The sequence below is a fragment of the Rhizobium sp. BK491 genome, from assembly GCF_014194925.1.
GTDB lineage: Bacteria > Pseudomonadota > Alphaproteobacteria > Rhizobiales > Rhizobiaceae > Rhizobium.
In genome coordinates this window covers 1-17,497 of sequence record NZ_JACIAR010000011.1, presented here as the reverse complement: position 1 = coordinate 17,497, position 17,497 = coordinate 1, and the positions used below count along the sequence as shown (strand labels likewise).

Genomic DNA, 17,497 nt, shown 5'->3' with positions numbered 1-17,497 from the left:
GAAACGGGGCAAGGTGGCTATCGCATCCTGTCGGCGACAGCAGATTGTCCCTCAATTCCGCACCCTCATTCGGAACTCGTGCAAATGCGTTACAGCGATCACGCCGTTGTGATCGCAAGAAGGGCGACAAAAAATCGGGTTCAGGATGTAACAAGTAGCGCTCGTCAACGAATGACTGTCGGTGGATGACGAAATCGGCGTCGGAACAGGTCCTGAAAGGCTTGATGCTTCTATCGCTTGATGGCGATGAAGCTGCATACAGGCGCTTGCTTGTTATTTTGCGGGATCTGCTTTTGGCCTTTTATCGGCGGAGGCTTGGGTCCAATGCCGACCGCGACGCTGAGGATCTGGTCCAGGAGGTGCTTTTGGCGGTGCATGGCCGGCGCATTACCTATGATCGGGAACGACCGTTCACTGCGTGGTTTTTCCAAATCGCGAAATACAAGCTGATCGACCACTTCAGGACAAATGGCAGCAAAAGGGGCGTCGAAATAGCATTGGGAGACGAGATCGCTGCTGAATTTCGAGAGGAGGCGCTGTTTGCTCACCTCGACATCGACCGTCTTCTCGACCAATTGCCTGCCAAGCAGAGGGAGCTTGTGCGGCAGGTAAAGATTAGCGGAAAGAGCACCGCTGAAGCCGCGATCGAGAGCGGGCAGTCTGAAGCAATGGTTCGTGTCAGCATTCATCGCGGGATGCGCGCGATTGGACGCAAGCTGGGTTTTGCCAATGACGAAAAATGATGAATTCATCGAGGCTCTGGTGAGCGATCTCACCCCGGTTCGCCGTCATGCGCTGCGAATGCGGCTTGCGCTTACGATCATTGTCGGCGTGATCGGCGCGGCTGCTGCGCTGCTGATATCGCTCAGCTTTCGCCCGCATCTGCACCATGTGACGGTGACGGCGTTTTGGGTGAAGTTTTTATACACTGCTGTCTTGATGAGCGCGACGATCGTGGCCCTTGATCGGGTTGCGCGCCCCGGGGGGGCGATCAGGAGTATGGTTCTGGTTCTGGTCGTGGCATTCAGCATCGTCGTGCTTCTGGCCGTCGCTCAACTCACACTGTCGCCGGTTTCATCCTACCCGGGTTTGATCATCGGATATTCGGCGTCCTTTTGCCCGTTCCTGATCGTGGCTTTCGGCATTCCCGCTTTCTGTGCCAACATGTGGTTTCTCAGGCGCGCAGCCCCAACGCGTCCGGCGCTTGCCGGCTTCGTTGCGGGTGCTTGCGCAGGGGGCGTCGGCGGCTGGGTATATTCCTGGGCCTGTGTCGAAAACGGTATCCCCTTTATCGCAATATGGTACACGCTCGGGATCCTGCTGAGCGGGTTGGTTGGCAGCCTGGTCGGCAAAGTCAGCCTGCGCTGGTAGTTTCGTTTTCGCCAGCCGACTGGCCCCGCACGCGGCCGATCTGAAGCCGCACCAGTTTTCTGATGGTGACGGTCGTTGCAAGAGGGATCGAGGGGAGACGATAAGGCTTTTTCGCGTTATGAATGGTAGTCATTGATCCTACCAATTAGACGCCGAGGTCCTCATATGGCTCTGAACGTGCTTTTCATTGGCGGTACCGGCCAAATCTCATATCCCTGCGTCGAGCGTGCTGTTGGCGAGGGACATCGCGTCAGTGTCTACAACCGCGGCCTGAGGGGCGAACCGTTGCCTGCGGGTGTGATTTCGATCACCGGCGAACTCGGATCGGCTGCCTATGCCGATCTCGCCAGGGCTAACTATGACGTCATATGCCAGTTCATCGCGTTCACGCCGGATCAGATTGCGCGAGACATCGAGGTGTTTGCGGGCAATTGCGGCCAGTACATCTTCATCTCTTCGGCTTCGGTCTACGAGAAGCCGGCACGCCACTATATCATCACCGAAAAAACGCCGGCCATCAATCCTTACTGGCCCTACAGCCAGGCCAAGATCGCCTGCGAGGAGCTGCTTATGGCGTCAAAGGGGCTAGCTTGGACGATCGTCCGTCCCAGTCACACCGTGCGCACCGGCCTGCCGATCATGATGGGTGACAGCGACATAATGGCGAGGCGCATGCTGGATGGCGAGCCCACGATCGTCGCGGGTGATGGCCACACGCTGTGGACACTGACGCGCTCGGTCGATTTCGCAGTGCCTTTCGTCGCGCTTTTCGGCAAACAGACAGCCCTGACTGAAATCTTCCATATCACCTCCGATCGCGCCCATATATGGGATGACATTCAGAAGGCGATCGCCAGATTGCTGGGTGTCGAGGCGAAAATCGTCCACGTGCCGACGGATACGCTGATCAAGTATAATCCGGATTGGGTAGGCCCCCTGGTTGGCGACAAGGCCTGGACCGCGATCTTCGACAATTCGAAGGTCAAGCGCGTCGCCGGTGGCTTCACCTGCGCCGAGAACTTGGAGGAAATCCTCGCCGAACCGATCATGCATTTTAAGCATCGCCTCTCCAAAATTCGCCCCCCAAAGGGTGAACTCGATGCACTGATCGACAGAATTTGCGCAGCGCAAAGCGCTTTGGGATAGGACAGACATCTCTCGAATGGTGCTTATAAGGCGTGCCCCGCCGTCTTAGTCTCTAAGATGAGGCGCAGCGCTCATGCCTTCCATGCGAATACTCGTCGTCGAAGATGAATTCCTGATTGCTTTTGACGCGGAATATGTGCTGCGCTGCTCCGGCTATGACGTTGTCGGGCCGGTTGGCAGCAGCGAGGAAGCTTTGCGGCTGGGAGCTGGCGTGGATATCGCCCATGTCGATGTTCATCTCAGGGATGGCGCGACCGGCCCGGAAGTGGCCGCGCATCTAAGTCAGGCACATGGGGTCACCGCCATATTTTCGACCGCCAATCCGGAAATCGTAGCCGCGGATCCTAACGCTATCGGGGCTCTTGTTAAGCCAGTCTTTGCTCCGGATCTTCTCAGCGCCATGGAATATGCCGTAGCGCTGCGTAGCTGCCGGCCCGCTACGGCACCCAACTGCCTGAACCCCCTTCAGGCATAATCTCTTGCCACCGGTGCGGTGTATACATTCGCAAGCGGATTAGCACCGGTTTGTGGTAAGGCTAGAGAGGTTTGGAAGTTGCGGCCGACGGCATTTCTCTCCAAAACACAGAATAAGGCGCACGAGTTGTGAAACAACACCGAACGGGGAGAAAATCGGGCTCTATTGATGGCATGGATGTCCTCTGCTGCTGCGATGTCTTCCGCCCTCTTCACATTGGCACATTGCAATGCCGGCGTAGGGGCGTCCATGCCATCAACAGAGCCTCACGTGTATCAATGGTCGCGAGCGCTCTGCTCTGACCTTCAGAAGGGATAATGGGCGGAATCCTCGATGGTGATCCAGCGTAGGTCGGTGAATTCGGTAATGGCCGCCTTGCCGCCGAAGCGGCCGTAGCCGCTGCCTTTGACGCCGCCGAAGGGCATTTGCGCTTGGTCATGCAGGGTCGGGCCGTTAATGTGGCGGATGCCAGACTGGATGCGGCCCGCGACCGCAAGCGCGCACTGCACGTCGGAGCTACCGGGCTGCGAAGCTCCGCTTAGAAAATGTCGCCAATCGAATGGACGTGGTGGAATGCCGATATCGTTGCCGGCGAGCGCGCGCGTGGAGACGTTTGCCGTGTTTGAGGAGCCGGTCTCACTAAAATTGAAGAAGGGCCCCGTCGACGGCAAATGAAGACCTCTTCGATGTAATTAATATGTTAAGTATTAGATTGACGGACCAGAAGATCTGTAGCAGTCTTCCGCAGTGCTGACACTGTTGGGAGGCGGAGTTGGACCTGTTGCAAAATCGCAGTCTGGTTGACCGGACCTGGTCGCCGACGCCCTACGATCAGTGGGTTGACGACCTTCAAAGCATTTGCGGCAACTTCAATCCGCACAGTATGCAGCGCGGTGATAGCGTCATCGGCACGGCGAGCCGTATCGACGTCTGCGGCATGGAGTTCGCCCATGTCTCCAACGATCTTGATTATGTCCATCGCGATTGGGAGGACATTCGCCGTGATGCCAATGAGCATCTGTTTCTGATCCTGCAGCTGGAGGGCGTCTGCGGTGTCGAGCATTCCGGCCAACAGAACATTCTCGATGTCGGCGAATGCATTCTTGTCGATTCGACGCGGCCGACCACCTTCTACTTCCGCGGGCACTTCTCCAATCATCTGTCGCTTCATCTGCCCCGGCAGCTAATGTATTCGGACAGCAAAATCGATTTTGACGTTGCGCGCAAGCTCGAGGCGAGCGACCCGATGGCCATGATGCTACGTGCATTGATTGCCAAGATGATGACCACGCCGGATAATGAAGCAGCTTCGCCCTATCTTCGCCAGCTGATGTTCGACACGACCCGCCAGGCATTCCTCTCCACAGGCGCCCAGACGGCAAGCCTGAATTCGCTGCATGAAAGTGCCAGTAAGCGCATGCAGATGGTCGATATCCTTATCGACAAGCATCTGACCGACAGCGACCTCAGCGCCAAATGGCTGGCGACACGGCTCGGCATTTCCATCCGCACCCTGCAGCAGGATTTCCAGGGCATGGGCATGACCTGCACGATGGTCATTCGCGACAAGCGGCTGCGCTTTGCGCGGGAAAAGATCGAGCAGCTCAAAGAGCAGCGCAACCCGACGACGATAGCCGAAGTGGCCTATTCGGCCGGGTTCAACGACATTTCCTATTTCAATCGCAGCTTCAAGGAGCTGTTCGATTGCGCGCCGAGCGAGCTGCTGCGCGCCGCCGAGCCGGCTCATAGGTTGGACTGAAGCGCGAGACTGCGCTCCAGTCCAAGACGAGGCGCGCTTCTCCCCAAGACGGGTTTTAGGGCAAGGGCCATAGTCCTCTCGAAAGTCACGGGAGGAAAATGTCGTGAAGCAGTACACCCTGCTTATCGGTGGCGAGGCTGTTGCCACATCTCATCATGCACCGGTTAAAAATCCGTCGAATGGTGACATTGTCGGCCATATGCCACTCGCCAGTGAGGCGGATCTCGACCGCGCGGTTGCCGCGGCCGCCGAAGCCTTCAAGGGCTGGTCGCAGATCTCCAGCGAGGAGCGCGCGGCGGCCTGCCGCGCCGTCGCCGAAAAGATCGGCGAGCACGGTGAGGAACTTGCTCAAATCCTGACCCGCGAACAGGGCAAGCCGCTCAATGGTCTCGGCTCTCGCTTCGAGATCGGTGCCGCGCTGGCCTGGACGCGCCATACTGCCGAACTCGATCTGCCAGTGGAAATCCTCCAAGACGACAATGAAGGCCGCATCGAACTACATCGCAAGCCTATCGGCGTCGTTGGTTCGATCACGCCCTGGAATTGGCCCGTGATGATTGCCTGCTGGCATATAGTTCCGGCCGTTCGTGCTGGCAATACCGTTGTCATCAAGCCCTCGCCGCTGACGCCGCTGTCGACCATTCGTCTGGTGGAGATCATGAACGAGGTTCTGCCGCCCGGTGTCGTCAACGTCGTCACTGGTGAAAACAGTATCGGTGCGGCGCTTTCTTCCCATCCTGGTATCGCCAAGATGACCTTCACCGGCTCGACGGAAACCGGCAAAAAAGTCATGGCGTCCGCGGTCGCGACCCTCAAACGCCTCACGCTGGAGCTTGGCGGAAATGACGCCGGCATCGTCCTGCCCGATGCCGACCCCAAGGTCATAGTCGAAGGACTCTTCTGGGGCGCCTTCATCAATAATGGTCAGACGTGTGCGGCGCTGAAACGGCTCTATGTGCACGACAGCATCTATGAGGAGGTCTGCCGCGGTCTTGCGGAATATGCAGGCAAGATCGCCGTCGGTGATGGGCTGGATGAGGCGAGTATTCTCGGTCCGGTGCAGAACGAGATGCAGTTTAACAAGGTGCGCGAACTCGTCGACGATGCGCGCGCGAATGGCGGTCGTATCCTGACCGGTGGGGCGCCGATGGATCGCCCGGGCTATTTCTATCCGATTACGCTCGTTGCCGATGTCGACCACGGTATCCGCCTGGTCGACGAGGAGCAGTTCGGTCCGGCCCTGCCGATCATCCGCTACAGCGACATCGATGAAGTGGTCGCGCGTGCCAACCAGAACCCGGCTGGCCTTGGTGGCTCCGTCTGGTCCTCCGATGCGGAGAAGGCGAAGCGCTATGCACTGCAACTCGAGTGCGGCTCGGTCTGGATCAACAAGCACGGCACGATCCAGCCGAATGCGCCTTTCGGCGGTGTGAAGCAGTCTGGCATCGGCGTCGAATTCGGCGCCGAAGGGCTGAAGGAATTCACGACAATCCAGACCGTATTGAGCTGAGTCATGACGACTTACGACTACATCATCGTCGGTGGCGGTTCTTCGGGTTGCGTACTGGCAAACCGGCTTTCGGAAAACCCGGCGCACAAGGTGCTGCTGATCGAGTCCGGTCGCCGGGATTCCGATCCCTGGATCCATATCCCCGCCACTTTTTTCAAGGTGCTGGGCAAGGGCATCGATATCCACCCCTATGCATCGAATCCCGACCGGGGCCTCAATGGCCGGCCCAGCATCGTGCCGCAGGGAAATGTGCTGGGCGGCGGCAGTTCGGTGAATGCGATGATCTATATTCGCGGTCATCGCAACGACTACGATACCTGGGCGCAAATGGGCTGCCAGGGCTGGTCCTACGAGGATGTGCTGCCGGCCTTCCGCTCGCTTGAGAATAATGAGCGGCTGAATGGCCACTATCACGGCAACAAGGGCGACCTGCGCGTCTCCGATCCCCGCCATCGCCACCCTTTGAGCGAAGCCTTCATCAAGGCGGCGACCGAAATCGGCATTCCCCGCAATGACGATTTCAACGGTGCGGATCAGGGCGGCGTCGGCTTCTATCAAAGCACGACACATGGCGGCCGCCGCTGGAGTTCGGCGCAGGCCTTCCTGCGCGAGGCGGAGAAGCGGCCGAACCTGACCGTTCTCACGGAGCGCAAGGTCGCTCGCATCCTGTTCGAAGGGCTGAAGGCCGTTGGCGTCGAGCTGCTCGATGGCGCGATCTTCAAGGCATCGCGCGAAATCGCGCTCACCGCCGGAGCGATCGCAACGCCGAAGATTCTGCAGCTGTCGGGTATCGGTGATGGCGCGCATCTTTCCTCGATCGGCATTAAGGTCGTCGCCGACCTGCCGGGTGTCGGCAGCAACTATCAGGACCATCTGGAAGTGCCGGTGCAAGGCGAAACACGCGAGCCGATCTCGATCCTCGGCCATGACAAGGGGCTGCGGGCGGCAGGCCATATGCTGCGCTATCTGACGGCGCATCAGGGGTTGTTGACGTCCAACGTTGTCGAATGCGGCGGTTTCATCGACACCGCGGGCACCGGGCAGCCGGATGTGCAGTTCCATGTCCTACCTGTCTTGATCGGCTTCGTTGATCGCGATCCGGAGCCGGGTCATGGTTTGAGCATCGGTCCATGCTATCTGCGGCCACGCTCGCGCGGTTGGATACGGCTGAAGAGCAAGAATCCGACCGAGCAGACGGATTTCAACGCCAACCTGCTGTCCGATCCGGCCGATCTTGAAACCCTGGTGCGCGGCGTCGAAACGGCGATCCGCATTCTCGATGCGCCGGCGCTTGCCAAGCTGGTCAAGCGCCGCTTGCTGCCAAAGCCAGGTGTCGAGAAGGACCCTGAAGCGCTGCGCGATTACATCCGCCAATCCTGCAAGACCGTGTTCCATCCAGCGGGCACGGCGCGCATGGGTCGAGCAGACGATCGCATGGCCGTCGTCGGGCCCGACCTGAAGGTACGTGGGATCGAGGGGCTGCGCGTCTGCGATGCCTCCGTCATGCCGACCCTGATATCGGGCAACACCAATGCACCGACGATGATGATTGCGGCAAAGGCTGCTGCCTTCATGACTGGAAAGGCGATTTCCGGCTGAGCCGGAAATCGGGGAAGCAATAAGCCCGTGGGGAACGGGACAACAAATTGGGAGGAGACTATGCCTATTAATCTAAGAGGGCTGGTGATCGGCCTTTTGCTGACGCTGGCATCAGCATTCAGCGCGCATGCGGCCGTATCCTGCGGCGACAATAGCGGCAAGCCAGCAACGGGTGAACCGATCATCATCGGCGCCATCACCGGCAAGACCGGACCGGATGACTTTTCTAATTCCACCAAGGCGGCGAAGGCCTATTTCGATTGCCTCAACGCCAACGGCGGCATCAATGGCCGGCCGGTCAAATATCTGGTCGAGGATGACCAGTGGAACCCCGAAATTGCGGCGCAACTGGCTGCAAAACTCGTCAATGACGAGAAGGCCGTACTTATGGTCGGCAATTCCAGCTATGTCGAATGCGGCGCGAATGCCGATTTCTACAAGAAGTCGGGCATTCTTGTCGTCGCCGGCGTCGGTGTGCCGCGTGAGTGCTACTTCGCTGAGAATTATGCGCCGACCAACGCCGGGCCGCGCGTCTCGATGCTCGGCGCCATGGGGTATGCGCTCGACAAGCTGAATGCCAAGTCCGTAGTCTGCATCGGTCCGAACATCCCGAATGTCGGCACCTGGTCCTGCGATGGTGTGATGCTGCTCGCTAAGGAAAAGGGCTTTGCCGCCCAGACGATTTTGATGGATCCCGGCTCTGCCGATGCGACATCGATCATCCTGCAGGCTGCTTCAAGCAAACCGGATGTTATCGTTCTTGGTCTTTCCAAGGGTGTTGCCGTACCGTTGCTGACGGCTGCCGAAGAGCAGGGCCTCAACCAGACGATCACCTTCCTGAGCGCCGCCTCCGCCTATGATCTCTCGGTTCCGTCGACCATCGGCTCCGGTTGGGATGGCAAGTTCTACGTCAATATGGAATTCAATGATCTCGAGGCAACGACGCCGGACAATCAGAACTGGCTCGCCGTCATGAATCAATACGGCCAGAAGTCCGATCCGCGCGATACCTTTGCTCAGGCAGGCTATCTCGCAGCTCGCATCGCCGAGAAGGCGCTGATGACTCTCGATCCGGCCAAGATCAACCGCGAGACCGCCTCTGCCGCCGTGCGAGAGATAAAAGACTTCAAGAGCGATATCTTCTGCGCTCCCTGGTACTTCGGCGATGGTCAGCCGCGCCACAACGCCAATTCGACGACGCGCATGGCCGTTGCCGAGGGTGGAAAGTGGAAGGTAGTCTCCGATTGCGCGCCGTCGCCGGATCCGGAGCTGAAGGATATCCGCGCCTTCGAAAAGTCCGCCGGCATCAACTGAGCTCTCACACTTGCAACCGGTTCCGCGGTAAATCCGCGGGACCGAACGACCCCACGCATCGGCCCGGAAATCGGGATCGATTTTCGGAAAACTCGATGCGCTGATCTAAAGTGTTACGGCGTCCCTAGCGCGTCTGAAGACGCGCTGCGCCGTAGAGGATTGATCCATGAATCTTCTACCCTTCGTCATTTCCGGGCTAGGCATCGGCGCCGTCTATGCGCTCTCCGGTGTCGGTCTTGTCGTCCTGTTTCGGGCGACGGGCGTTCTCAACTTCGCATTCGGAGCCTTCGGTGCGATCGGAGCCCATTGTGCCTGGCAATTGCTGGAGTGGAAGATGCCGCTCGCCGTCGCCATTCTCGCTGCCGTTGCCGTTTCGACCGCGATCAGCTTCCTCTATGGCCGCGTCTTCGCGCCCATGCTGTCGCATCGCGATATCGTCGTGCGCGCTGTCGGCACCTTGGCGCCGGCGTTGGTCCTGATCGCGATCATGGGCGTTATCTGGGGCGAGCTGCCGCGTCGCCTGCAGTTCCCGACCGACCAGATGTTCGTTTCTCTCTTCGCAGTGCGCCTGACCTTCACACGCATCATCGCCATCGTCCTCGCCATCGTCATGGTCGTTGCCATCACGCTGCTGCTCACCCGCACGCGCCTTGGTTTGGATATGCGCGCACTCGCCAATGATCGCGATCTCAGCGCCGTCCTCGGCGTACGCATCCTTTACACCGAAACAGCCGCCTGGATCATGACCGGCATCTTCTCCGGCTTTGCCGGCCTCTTGCTTGCCGATCTCGTCCGGTTGCAGGGCACGTTTTTGACTCTGCTGGTGATCCCGGCAATCGCGGCGGCGATCCTTGGTCAACTGCAGTCGCTTTGGCAAACAGCCGTTGCCGGCATTTTGATCGGGATCGTCGAAGCCGTGCTGACGCCGATTACCTGGATATCGCCCTATCGCGCAGCAGCGCCTTTCATCATCGCGCTTATCGCGGTCACCATTCTGGGAGGCACGGCGCGCGCCGTGTTGAAAGACCGATGACCATTCAGGAGCAAACAATCGCCCCAACAGCCGAAAGCATATCGATGGTGCGTCTGCCCAAGCAGCTTCTTCATGTGCCCGTGACGATGGCGATCTTCTCGCTCGTCGTCGCCTTGCTTGCGAATTCCTTCTGGCTGTCCGCGGCAACATCGGCTGTCGCTCTGTCGCTGTCTGTTGCCGGACTTGCCATTCTCTACGGCCAGCTCGGTCTTGTCTCCCTTTGCCAGTTCGCCCTTGTCGGCGTTGGCGGTTGGGTGACGCTTCGCGTGGGCCACGCTTTTCATCCGCCATTCGAGTTGAGCCTGCTTGCCGGCGGCGTCGTTGCTTCGGTGGTGGGGTTGGCATTCGGCGTACCGGCCTTGCGCTTGCGCGGTCTTTATCTCGCGCTCGTGACGCTGATGCTCGCGGGCGCCTTCCAGATCGTCATCAGCGCCTGGGGTTTTCCGGATGGCGGTCCCGGCTTCCTGGGTCGAGCCGACGGTTCTGGCCGCGCGATGCTGGCGAGGCCGGTCCTCGCCGATGGAGAAGTCTCGTATTTCCTCTATGTCTGTGCGATAGCGGCAATCGCCCTGCTGATCGCGCAGTGGCACAAGCTTGCCCGTCCCGGCCGGGCTTGGGCACTGATCCGCAAGGGCGAGGCGGTTGCGGTTGCCAGCGGCGTCAATGTGCTGATCTATAAGGCCTGGGCGTTTGCATTGAGCGGATTTCTCGCCGGCCTTGCCGGCGGATTGCTGGCGGGCAATGTCGGCCAGCTCGATGGACGCGCCTTCGGCGCTTTCGAAAGCCTCAATCTCTTTGCGCTTGCCATCGTCGGCGGTGTCTTCAACTGGTACGGCGCCGTCATCGCCGGCCTTCTCTTGCGTGCAGTGCCGGCACTGCTCACCGATCTCGGCATTGATGGCTACGTCACGATCGGGATATTCGGCGTCGCCCTGTTCCATGCGCTGGCAACCGCGCCGACCGGCATTGCCGGGCAGGTCTCGGCTCTCATCATCAGGCTGAATGCCGCTCTTTCCCGGGGGAGGGCGCGATGATCAAGATCGACAATCTCATCGTCCAGTTCGGCGGCGTGCGGCCGATCAATGAACTCAGTGCCGTGCTGACTGCACCCGTCGCCGGTCTCATCGGTCCGAATGGCGCGGGCAAGACCACATTGCTCAATGTGCTGTCCGGTTTCGTGAAGCCTATCCAGGGCTCGGTTTCGCTCGGCGAGCGGGCGTTATTACCTATGACGCCGCTGCAGCGGGTGCGCGCAGGCCTGCGCCGTTCGTTCCAGACGGAGCAGGTGGTGGAAGACTTGACGGTTGCAGGCAATATCGCCGCAATCGCTGATCATGTCGTTGGTGCTGGACATCATGCCCGTGCGGTCAACCAGGCACTTGCTTTTGTTGGCTTGACCGATGTTGCCGAGAGGCTCGGGCAATCCCTCAATCTCTTCGAGCGCCGCCTTGTCGAACTGGCGAAATGCATCGTCGGCGAGCCGAAGCTCATTCTGCTCGATGAACCGGCCGCCGGGTTGACTGAGGAAGAAGGTAAAGCCTTTCGCGAGCTAGTGCTGCGCATCCCGGCGGAATTCCGGGCGCAGGTTCTGATCATCGACCACGATGTCGATCTCATCCGCTCCATGTGCAGCGAAACCATGGTGCTCGATTATGGCAAGCTTCTGGCGCTCGGCCCGACGCAGACCGTGCTGGCCGATCCCAATGTGCGGCGCGCCTATCTGGGAGAGTTCTGACATGGACACCAAATCCGAAATCCGCGTCGAGCATCTCGTCGTCGAGCGCGGCGGCAAGCGCGTCATTCATGATGTTTCTTTTTCGGTCGCAGCCGGCAAGATTACGACGCTTCTCGGCGCCAACGGGGCGGGCAAGTCGAGCACGGTCATGGCGATGGCCGGCGTCCTGCCGCGCGGCGGCTCGGTGCGACTCGGCGATGCGGCGCTCGAAGGGTTTTCACCCGACCGCATTCGTCGTGCCGGTCTCGCGCTCGTACCGGAAGGGCATCGCGTGCTCGGGCAGCTTTCCGTCGAGGACAATATCCTCGTGGCGGCCCTTGAAGGATCGGCGACTGCGCGGCGAGAGGGGTTGGCTCACGCCTATGAGATATTTCCCGAGCTTTCGGAGCGTCGGCGCCAATCGGCATCGGATCTTTCCGGTGGCCAGAAGCAGATGGTGGCGATGGCGCAGGCCTTCATTGCCAAGCCGCGCTTCATGATCGTCGATGAGCTGTCGCTCGGCCTGGCGCCGGCTGTCGTCAAGCGGCTGGCCGAGGCGCTGAAGATCGCGGCTGCGCGCGGCATCGGTGTCCTGTTGATCGAGCAGTTCGCCAATCTCGCACTCGATCTCGCCGACCAGGCTCTCGTGCTGGAACGCGGGCGCCTCGTCTTTTCCGGCGCCGCTCTGGCACTCAAGGCCCAGCCGGACATTCTGCACGGCGCTTATCTGGCAAGCTAAAGCGAAGGAGCCTTCATGACATTCTCTGCCGATCTTTTTGCCGGGCGAACGGTCGTCGTTGCCGGCGGTACCTCTGGTATAGGAGCGGCGACTGCCCGGCGTTTCGCGGATCTCGGAGCCAGCGTTATGAGTTTCGGGCTTGGCGCCTCGATGTCGCCGGCAAGCCCGCGGATCGAAAGTCGCGAGGTGGACGTACTGAAACCCGGCGCGCTGGAGACCTTCTTTGCCGCTGTCGAGACGATCGACGTTCTCGTCAATTGCACTGGCGTCAGCCGCGATCGAGGCGAATGGGTGAAGGCGACCTTCGATGAAGTTATGGCGATCAATCTCACATCGGTCATGGATTGCTGCCGACTGGCGCGTCCGCGCATGCGGGCGGGGTCGGCGATGGTCAATATCGCCTCGATGTATTCGACTTTCGGCGCTGCGGATCGGCCGGCCTATGCGGCGAGCAAAGGCGCGATCGTTCAATTGACGAAGTCTCTCGCCCAGGAATATGCCCAGGCCGATATCCGCGTGAACGCGGTAGCACCCGGCTGGATCGTCACCCCTCTGAGCCGTGCGCTGTTTGCCGACGAACGGGCTTCGTCCTCAATCCTGAGGCGCATTCCGGCAGGCCGCTGGGGCGCTTCCGAGGAAGTCGCCGATGCGATTGTCTTCCTGTCATCCGACGCTGCGCGCTATATCACCGGCGCTTGCCTGCCGGTCGATGGCGGTTATCTCACCTCCTGAGGACAGCAATCATGGCGGCAATACTTCATCGACATATCGACAGCGCCAGCGGCGGAGCGTTTGCGGGGCTGGCACGCAATCTCTTCGGCAATGTTCGGCTCGATTTCGGCAGCGCCGACGAGGAGAAGAGCCGGATGACATCCGCCATGCTGGGTGCATGCCGGCTGACGCGACTGGAAGCGGACCGACATGTCGTCTTCGGCGATCATGTGACGGCGGCGCCCGACGATCCCGACGCGATCAAGCTGATCGTGCAGACGGAGGGCAGCGCCGCGCTCACGCAGGGTGGATTGCATGCGCCCATCTCGCGGAATGCGCTTGTCATCTACGATCCCAGCCGCCCCTACATGCTGACGAACAGCACGCCGGTCCGCCAGCTGCTGCTGCAATTGCCGCGTCACGCGCTGCCTGCAACAGCGGTGGAACGACTGGCACGGCCTTTTACGGCGCATGCCGAGCAGGACGGCATGTGCCGGATCCTTCTATCGCTGATGGACTCGACCATTCATGAGATCGATCATCTTGATGAGGCTCGGCGTATAAGTGTCGGCCAGACCATGATCGAGCTTGTGCGCACCATGATCGGTTCTGATCCGCCGCAGCCAAAATCCATCGCCAATCCGCTTGGCGTGCTGCTGCAGCGGGTCAAGGACTTCATCGATGGCAACCTCGAACGACCGGACCTGACCGTGGCGATGATCGCGCGCCGCATGGGCTGTTCGGTGCGATACGTATACCGCGCATTCGAGGTCGAACGCCTGACTCCCTCGGATTACATCTGGGATCTGCGGGTGCAGAAAGCCGCGGAACAACTGCGGGAAGCCGGCGGCTATGCCGGGGAAATATCCGGGATCGCTTTCGCGCTCGGCTTTTCCTCCAGCGCGCATTTTTCGCGGGCGTTCCGCCATCGCTATGGCGTTTCGCCGTCGCAGTGGCGCAAGGTCCGTGTGTCCTGAATGGGATAAGGCGGCCCGGCTGGAGCCGAACCGCCTCAACGGTTAGTGCATGGATTCCGCCACTCTCAGCGTATCGGTGAACTGCTCGAAACGTCGGATTTTGTCTTCAGCGACACCCCAAACATGGACGACACGGGCCTTGAATGCCTTTCCAGTTCGCTTGTTCGTGCCGCTGTAATCCCCGACGGCAACCACTTCGTCGCCGGCGTCGAGGAGACGCTCGAGCTTGAAGGTGTATCCGTCAAAGGCCTGCCCGAGCGCCTGGAAGACGTTCTCGAAGATCTCCTGCGGGCCGACATAGGTGCCGGCGCAGGGAAATCCGTCCATCTCGGTCCACCGGCAGTCAGGGGCTATGTCCGCAAGCATGCCATCCATGTCGCGGCGGTCATTGGCGTCGTAATGCGCCTTTACGATATCGAATGCTGTGCGCATGGGGTCCTCACACGGGTTCCTGCCCGGGCAGGTAATAGGTCATCGAGGCCTTGCGGATGAAGGCGCCTGCCGGGCTATTCTGGATGCGGCCGTCCCCCGTGATGCCCAGGAACTTGCCTGTCGAACGCATATCATTGAAATTGTAGAAGAAAGTGGATGCGACCGCGATCTTGAACTCGCGGAAGGTGAATATGTAGAGGTTGTCGTCGAACTTGTAGGTCGTGGTCAGGTCGACATCACCATGGCCGCGCTGCACGCCGACGAGGCATTGCCAGGCATAGCGTTGCGACGAGAGATAGGTGTGCTCGTAAACGTGGTTGGGGCTGTAGGTGAAGTGCGCCCTGAGCCCGATCAGGTCGCGGCTCTCGTGCGGCACTGGCCCGCTTGCGGCGCCACCTTCAATAACACCCGGCCGGAAGATCTGCGCGACCTGCGGCTCACCGACGAAATCTTCGAACTCGCGAACGACGGAATAGATGGAAAGCACGCGGCGCGTTTCGGTGTTGAGGATCAGCGTCTCGGCTTCCTTGGGGCGGCCGGCAAAGATAATCTCGACGAAATAGATCTTCGGCGCGACTTCGATCACCTCGGATAAATCGTTTCCGCTGTCCTTGCCATCCGACCATTCGACCTCGCCCTTGCCGAATGCAAGGTCCAGGGTGCGGCCGTCGTCGAACGCGATCTTGTGAGACGTGCCGGTCAAAGCCTGTGTCGCCGGCAGTCGGTTCGTATCGATGCCATAGGCGAATTCGTCATAGGTTTTCCAGTCCGTGGGATTCTGGTTCATCGGTATGTCCTCCCCGTCATTCTACAAAGGCCAGTGTCGGCAGATCGACTGTGCCGGCGCCGCCGTCAACCGTCAGGACGGCACCATTGATCATCGATGCTTCGCCCGAGGCGAGGAAGCAGACGGCATTGGCGACGTCTTCGGCGGTTGCCGGCCGGCCAAGCGGCACGTCCTTGGTGACGAGCGCATAGGCTTCCGCGATGCTCTTCAGCTTGTACTTCTCGACAATGAACTCCATCTGCTCGTCGGCCATGGCAGTCGTGACCCAGCCGGGACAGACGGTATTGGTGCGAACGCCCTTGCGGCCATAGTCGCGCGCGAGCGATTTCGCGAGCCCGATGCAGCCGTGCTTCATCGTGACATAGCCCGCCGCATCCGGCCCGGCAAAGAGGCCGGCGATCGAGGCGAGGACGACGATGTTGCCCTGGTTCTTGATGAGATGCGGCAGGGATTCGCGGGCGCTGACGAAGGCAGTGTTGAGGTTTAGCCGTACGGCGAGATCCCAGGTCTCGTCCGACATGCTGACCGTCGGCCCGACGCCATGGCCGCCGGCATTGGCAATCAAAATGTCGAGGCCGCCATAGATCTCGACAACCTTCGCGACGGCGCCCTTCATCGCCGCACCATCGGCGGCATCGGCCGCGACGATGGTCGCGCCGATTTCATCGGCAACGCTTCTCAGCGGCTCGGGACGGCGCCCGACGAGCGCGACATTGCCGCCCTCCTGCCGGATGCGGCGCGCAACCGCCGCGCCGATGCCAGTACCGCCGCCGGTGATCAGGGCGGTCTTGTTCTTGAAACGCATGTTTCCTCCTCTTAGCTTTCGGGTTCATCATGACCGATGCTTGCAGAGGCGTCGCGTCCAGCTGTGCAGTCCGTTTTGACTGAGCGTGCACAAAGTTTTCCTATGCGGAAATTTGGCTGATGAGGCGCAGGTCACGCGACACCAACGGCATGGCCTATCCTAGGAATGGACCTCAACGTCCTCGGACGAGTTGGTGCCTGCTCCGCGCGCCAAACCGTGCCTTCGGCTGTATGACCCAATGGCCCGAAATTCACGCCTTGCGGTTGCACTTATATTCGTCCTACCTCATGATCAGTCCCTGGCTGTAATAAGGACCATCCTCAGAGATTCTCGTGACCTAGTGATCTGAATTTGCTAGGTCGTCGGTTCTGATCCGTTCAAGAGCGTAATGCCGGATCTTTGGCAATCTTTGCCAAAGTGGTTTACACCCGTTGGAAATGGAGCAAGCTGATGGCAACGATGAACGTGTCCCTACCGGATCCGATGAAGGACTGGGTTGAGGCGCAGGCTACGACGGGACGATATTCCAATGCCAGTGACTATGTGCGTGATTTGGTCCGACGCGATCAAGCGCGAATGACAAGATTGCTGCCATGCAAAGCTTCGTTGACGCCGGGCTCCAGAGTGGGGTTGGAAGCCGATCGAAGGATGAGCTGTTTGCCGAGGCTGAGGCTCGTGCCAATAAATCATGAGCTATAAGCTTTCGGTCAAGGCGGAAGAAGACATCATCGCGATCGCTGAGCAAGGTGTGCGTGTATTCGGCGCCCAGCAGGCGCGTCGTTACCACAATGACCTTTTTGCTTTGCTTGATTTGCTCGCCGATAATCCACGTATCGCGCGCGAAAGAATTGAGATTGAACCGCCAGTCGGAGTTCATCCCTTTAAAGCGCATCTGATCGGATAGTCGAAGATGAGACCATCTTCGTTATAAGAATTCGTCACGGGCATGAAGATTGGGTAAACGATGCAACGTCGGCGCAGGATGAAGTTCAGACGTTCGGCATGCCATTAGTTCGATTCTCTTCAAGAGCGAATCCGTTTATCTCGGCGGACGAGATCAGATCGTTGCCAAGAAGATAGCCGCGATGCGTGCGGCTGGCTTCAAGATTGCGCTGGATGACTTCG

General features: G+C 59.7%; 17 protein-coding genes and 3 pseudogenes. 16 read left to right on the top strand and 4 right to left on the bottom strand.

The features are described 5' to 3' along the window. Positions 1-185 precede the first annotated feature (185 nt). From FHX05_RS27175 to FHX05_RS27160, 4 genes are all read left to right on the top strand, one after another. Positions 186-743, top strand: a complete 558-nt coding sequence (locus FHX05_RS27175) for a sigma-70 family RNA polymerase sigma factor (RefSeq protein WP_183875755.1) — start codon at positions 186-188, stop codon at positions 741-743. Continuing rightward, the gene (locus FHX05_RS27170; RefSeq protein ID WP_183875753.1) at positions 730-1,371 is read left to right on the top strand and encodes a DUF1109 domain-containing protein; all 642 of its coding nucleotides are present in this window, start codon (positions 730-732) and stop codon (positions 1,369-1,371) included. The genes FHX05_RS27175 and FHX05_RS27170 overlap by 14 nt, the downstream gene beginning before the upstream one ends. Before the next feature lie 165 nt (positions 1,372-1,536). After that, on the top strand, positions 1,537-2,517 hold the full coding sequence (locus FHX05_RS27165; protein ID WP_183875751.1) for an SDR family oxidoreductase: 981 nt from the start codon (positions 1,537-1,539) through the stop codon (positions 2,515-2,517). A gap of 73 nt (positions 2,518-2,590) precedes the next feature. Continuing rightward, a complete protein-coding gene (locus FHX05_RS27160; RefSeq protein ID WP_183875749.1) occupies positions 2,591-2,992 on the top strand; it encodes a response regulator in 402 nt (133 codons plus the stop codon). 305 nt (positions 2,993-3,297) lie between these two features. On the opposite strand, the pseudogene FHX05_RS27155 reads toward FHX05_RS27160, so the two are convergent. Continuing rightward, positions 3,298-3,504: pseudogene (locus FHX05_RS27155) on the bottom strand (aldehyde dehydrogenase family protein); the annotation flags it as partial. Between the two features lie 260 nt (positions 3,505-3,764). Between FHX05_RS27155 and FHX05_RS27150 the strand changes: the two are divergent. The 10 genes from FHX05_RS27150 to FHX05_RS27105 all read left to right on the top strand — a co-directional run bounded on the left by FHX05_RS27150 (position 3,765) and on the right by FHX05_RS27105 (position 14,348). After that, entirely contained in the window at positions 3,765-4,751 is a 987-nt protein-coding gene (locus FHX05_RS27150) for a helix-turn-helix domain-containing protein (protein ID WP_183875747.1), read from the top strand. Positions 4,752-4,854: 103 nt separating this feature from the next. Continuing rightward, a complete protein-coding gene (locus FHX05_RS27145; RefSeq protein WP_183875745.1) occupies positions 4,855-6,261 on the top strand; it encodes an aldehyde dehydrogenase family protein in 1,407 nt (468 codons plus the stop codon). A gap of 3 nt (positions 6,262-6,264) precedes the next feature. Further along, positions 6,265-7,860 carry a GMC family oxidoreductase N-terminal domain-containing protein gene (locus FHX05_RS27140; protein ID WP_183875743.1) on the top strand — a complete coding sequence of 532 codons (1,596 nt, stop codon included), beginning with the start codon at positions 6,265-6,267 and terminating at the stop codon, positions 7,858-7,860. Positions 7,861-7,920: 60 nt separating this feature from the next. Beyond that, a complete protein-coding gene (locus FHX05_RS27135; protein WP_183875741.1) occupies positions 7,921-9,174 on the top strand; it encodes an ABC transporter substrate-binding protein in 1,254 nt (417 codons plus the stop codon). Between the two features lie 166 nt (positions 9,175-9,340). After that, entirely contained in the window at positions 9,341-10,207 is an 867-nt protein-coding gene (locus tag FHX05_RS27130) for a branched-chain amino acid ABC transporter permease (protein ID WP_183875739.1), read from the top strand. Further along, a complete protein-coding gene (locus FHX05_RS27125) occupies positions 10,204-11,241 on the top strand; it encodes a branched-chain amino acid ABC transporter permease (protein WP_183875737.1) in 1,038 nt (345 codons plus the stop codon). Before FHX05_RS27130 ends, FHX05_RS27125 begins: the two co-directional genes overlap by 4 nt. Continuing rightward, entirely contained in the window at positions 11,238-11,942 is a 705-nt protein-coding gene (locus tag FHX05_RS27120) for an ATP-binding cassette domain-containing protein (protein WP_183875734.1), read from the top strand. Before FHX05_RS27125 ends, FHX05_RS27120 begins: the two co-directional genes overlap by 4 nt. Before the next feature lies 1 nt (position 11,943). After that, positions 11,944-12,660 carry an ABC transporter ATP-binding protein gene (locus FHX05_RS27115; protein ID WP_183875732.1) on the top strand — a complete coding sequence of 239 codons (717 nt, stop codon included), beginning with the start codon at positions 11,944-11,946 and terminating at the stop codon, positions 12,658-12,660. 15 nt (positions 12,661-12,675) lie between these two features. Next, positions 12,676-13,392 (top strand): SDR family oxidoreductase, encoded by a 717-nt coding sequence (locus FHX05_RS27110; protein WP_183875730.1) that lies wholly within the window; start codon positions 12,676-12,678, stop codon positions 13,390-13,392. An 11-nt stretch (positions 13,393-13,403) separates the two neighbouring features. Continuing rightward, positions 13,404-14,348 carry a helix-turn-helix domain-containing protein gene (locus FHX05_RS27105; RefSeq protein WP_183875728.1) on the top strand — a complete coding sequence of 315 codons (945 nt, stop codon included), beginning with the start codon at positions 13,404-13,406 and terminating at the stop codon, positions 14,346-14,348. A 42-nt stretch (positions 14,349-14,390) separates the two neighbouring features. On the opposite strand, the gene FHX05_RS27100 is transcribed toward FHX05_RS27105, so the two are convergent. The 3 genes from FHX05_RS27100 to FHX05_RS27090 are packed head-to-tail and all read right to left on the bottom strand — an operon-like array spanning position 14,391 to position 16,372. Next, complete coding sequence (locus tag FHX05_RS27100) at positions 14,391-14,780, bottom strand: nuclear transport factor 2 family protein (RefSeq protein ID WP_183875726.1); 390 nt, start codon at positions 14,778-14,780, stop codon at positions 14,391-14,393. A 7-nt stretch (positions 14,781-14,787) separates the two neighbouring features. Then, positions 14,788-15,567 (bottom strand): MoaF C-terminal domain-containing protein, encoded by a 780-nt coding sequence (locus FHX05_RS27095; RefSeq protein WP_183875724.1) that lies wholly within the window; start codon positions 15,565-15,567, stop codon positions 14,788-14,790. 16 nt (positions 15,568-15,583) lie between these two features. After that, a complete protein-coding gene (locus FHX05_RS27090) occupies positions 15,584-16,372 on the bottom strand; it encodes an SDR family oxidoreductase (RefSeq protein WP_183875722.1) in 789 nt (262 codons plus the stop codon). 450 nt (positions 16,373-16,822) lie between these two features. Here FHX05_RS27090 and FHX05_RS27085 point away from each other — a divergent pair. After that, positions 16,823-17,064 (top strand): annotated as a pseudogene (locus tag FHX05_RS27085) (type II toxin-antitoxin system ParD family antitoxin). After that, a pseudogene (locus FHX05_RS27080) lies at positions 17,061-17,341 on the top strand (type II toxin-antitoxin system RelE/ParE family toxin); the annotation flags it as partial. The pseudogenes FHX05_RS27085 and FHX05_RS27080, both read left to right, overlap by 4 nt. Between the last annotated feature and the right edge of the window lie 156 nt (positions 17,342-17,497).

Excerpts from the sequence above, each read along its gene's own strand:
- FHX05_RS27175 (WP_183875755.1), top strand. The coding sequence starts at position 186 with ATGACGAAATCGGCGTCGGAACAGGTCCTGAAAGGCTTGATGCTTCTA.
- FHX05_RS27170 (WP_183875753.1), top strand. The coding sequence starts at position 730 with ATGACGAAAAATGATGAATTCATCGAGGCTCTGGTGAGCGATCTCACC.
- FHX05_RS27165 (WP_183875751.1), top strand. The coding sequence starts at position 1,537 with ATGGCTCTGAACGTGCTTTTCATTGGCGGTACCGGCCAAATCTCATAT.
- FHX05_RS27160 (WP_183875749.1), top strand. The coding sequence starts at position 2,591 with ATGCCTTCCATGCGAATACTCGTCGTCGAAGATGAATTCCTGATTGCT.
- FHX05_RS27140 (WP_183875743.1), top strand. The coding sequence starts at position 6,265 with ATGACGACTTACGACTACATCATCGTCGGTGGCGGTTCTTCGGGTTGC.
- FHX05_RS27135 (WP_183875741.1), top strand. The coding sequence starts at position 7,921 with ATGCCTATTAATCTAAGAGGGCTGGTGATCGGCCTTTTGCTGACGCTG.
- FHX05_RS27130 (WP_183875739.1), top strand. The coding sequence starts at position 9,341 with ATGAATCTTCTACCCTTCGTCATTTCCGGGCTAGGCATCGGCGCCGTC.
- FHX05_RS27125 (WP_183875737.1), top strand. The coding sequence starts at position 10,204 with ATGACCATTCAGGAGCAAACAATCGCCCCAACAGCCGAAAGCATATCG.
- FHX05_RS27120 (WP_183875734.1), top strand. The coding sequence starts at position 11,238 with ATGATCAAGATCGACAATCTCATCGTCCAGTTCGGCGGCGTGCGGCCG.
- FHX05_RS27115 (WP_183875732.1), top strand. The coding sequence starts at position 11,944 with ATGGACACCAAATCCGAAATCCGCGTCGAGCATCTCGTCGTCGAGCGC.
- FHX05_RS27110 (WP_183875730.1), top strand. The coding sequence starts at position 12,676 with ATGACATTCTCTGCCGATCTTTTTGCCGGGCGAACGGTCGTCGTTGCC.
- FHX05_RS27105 (WP_183875728.1), top strand. The coding sequence starts at position 13,404 with ATGGCGGCAATACTTCATCGACATATCGACAGCGCCAGCGGCGGAGCG.
- FHX05_RS27100 (WP_183875726.1), bottom strand. The coding sequence starts at position 14,780 with ATGCGCACAGCATTCGATATCGTAAAGGCGCATTACGACGCCAATGAC.
- FHX05_RS27095 (WP_183875724.1), bottom strand. The coding sequence starts at position 15,567 with ATGAACCAGAATCCCACGGACTGGAAAACCTATGACGAATTCGCCTAT.
- FHX05_RS27090 (WP_183875722.1), bottom strand. The coding sequence starts at position 16,372 with ATGCGTTTCAAGAACAAGACCGCCCTGATCACCGGCGGCGGTACTGGC.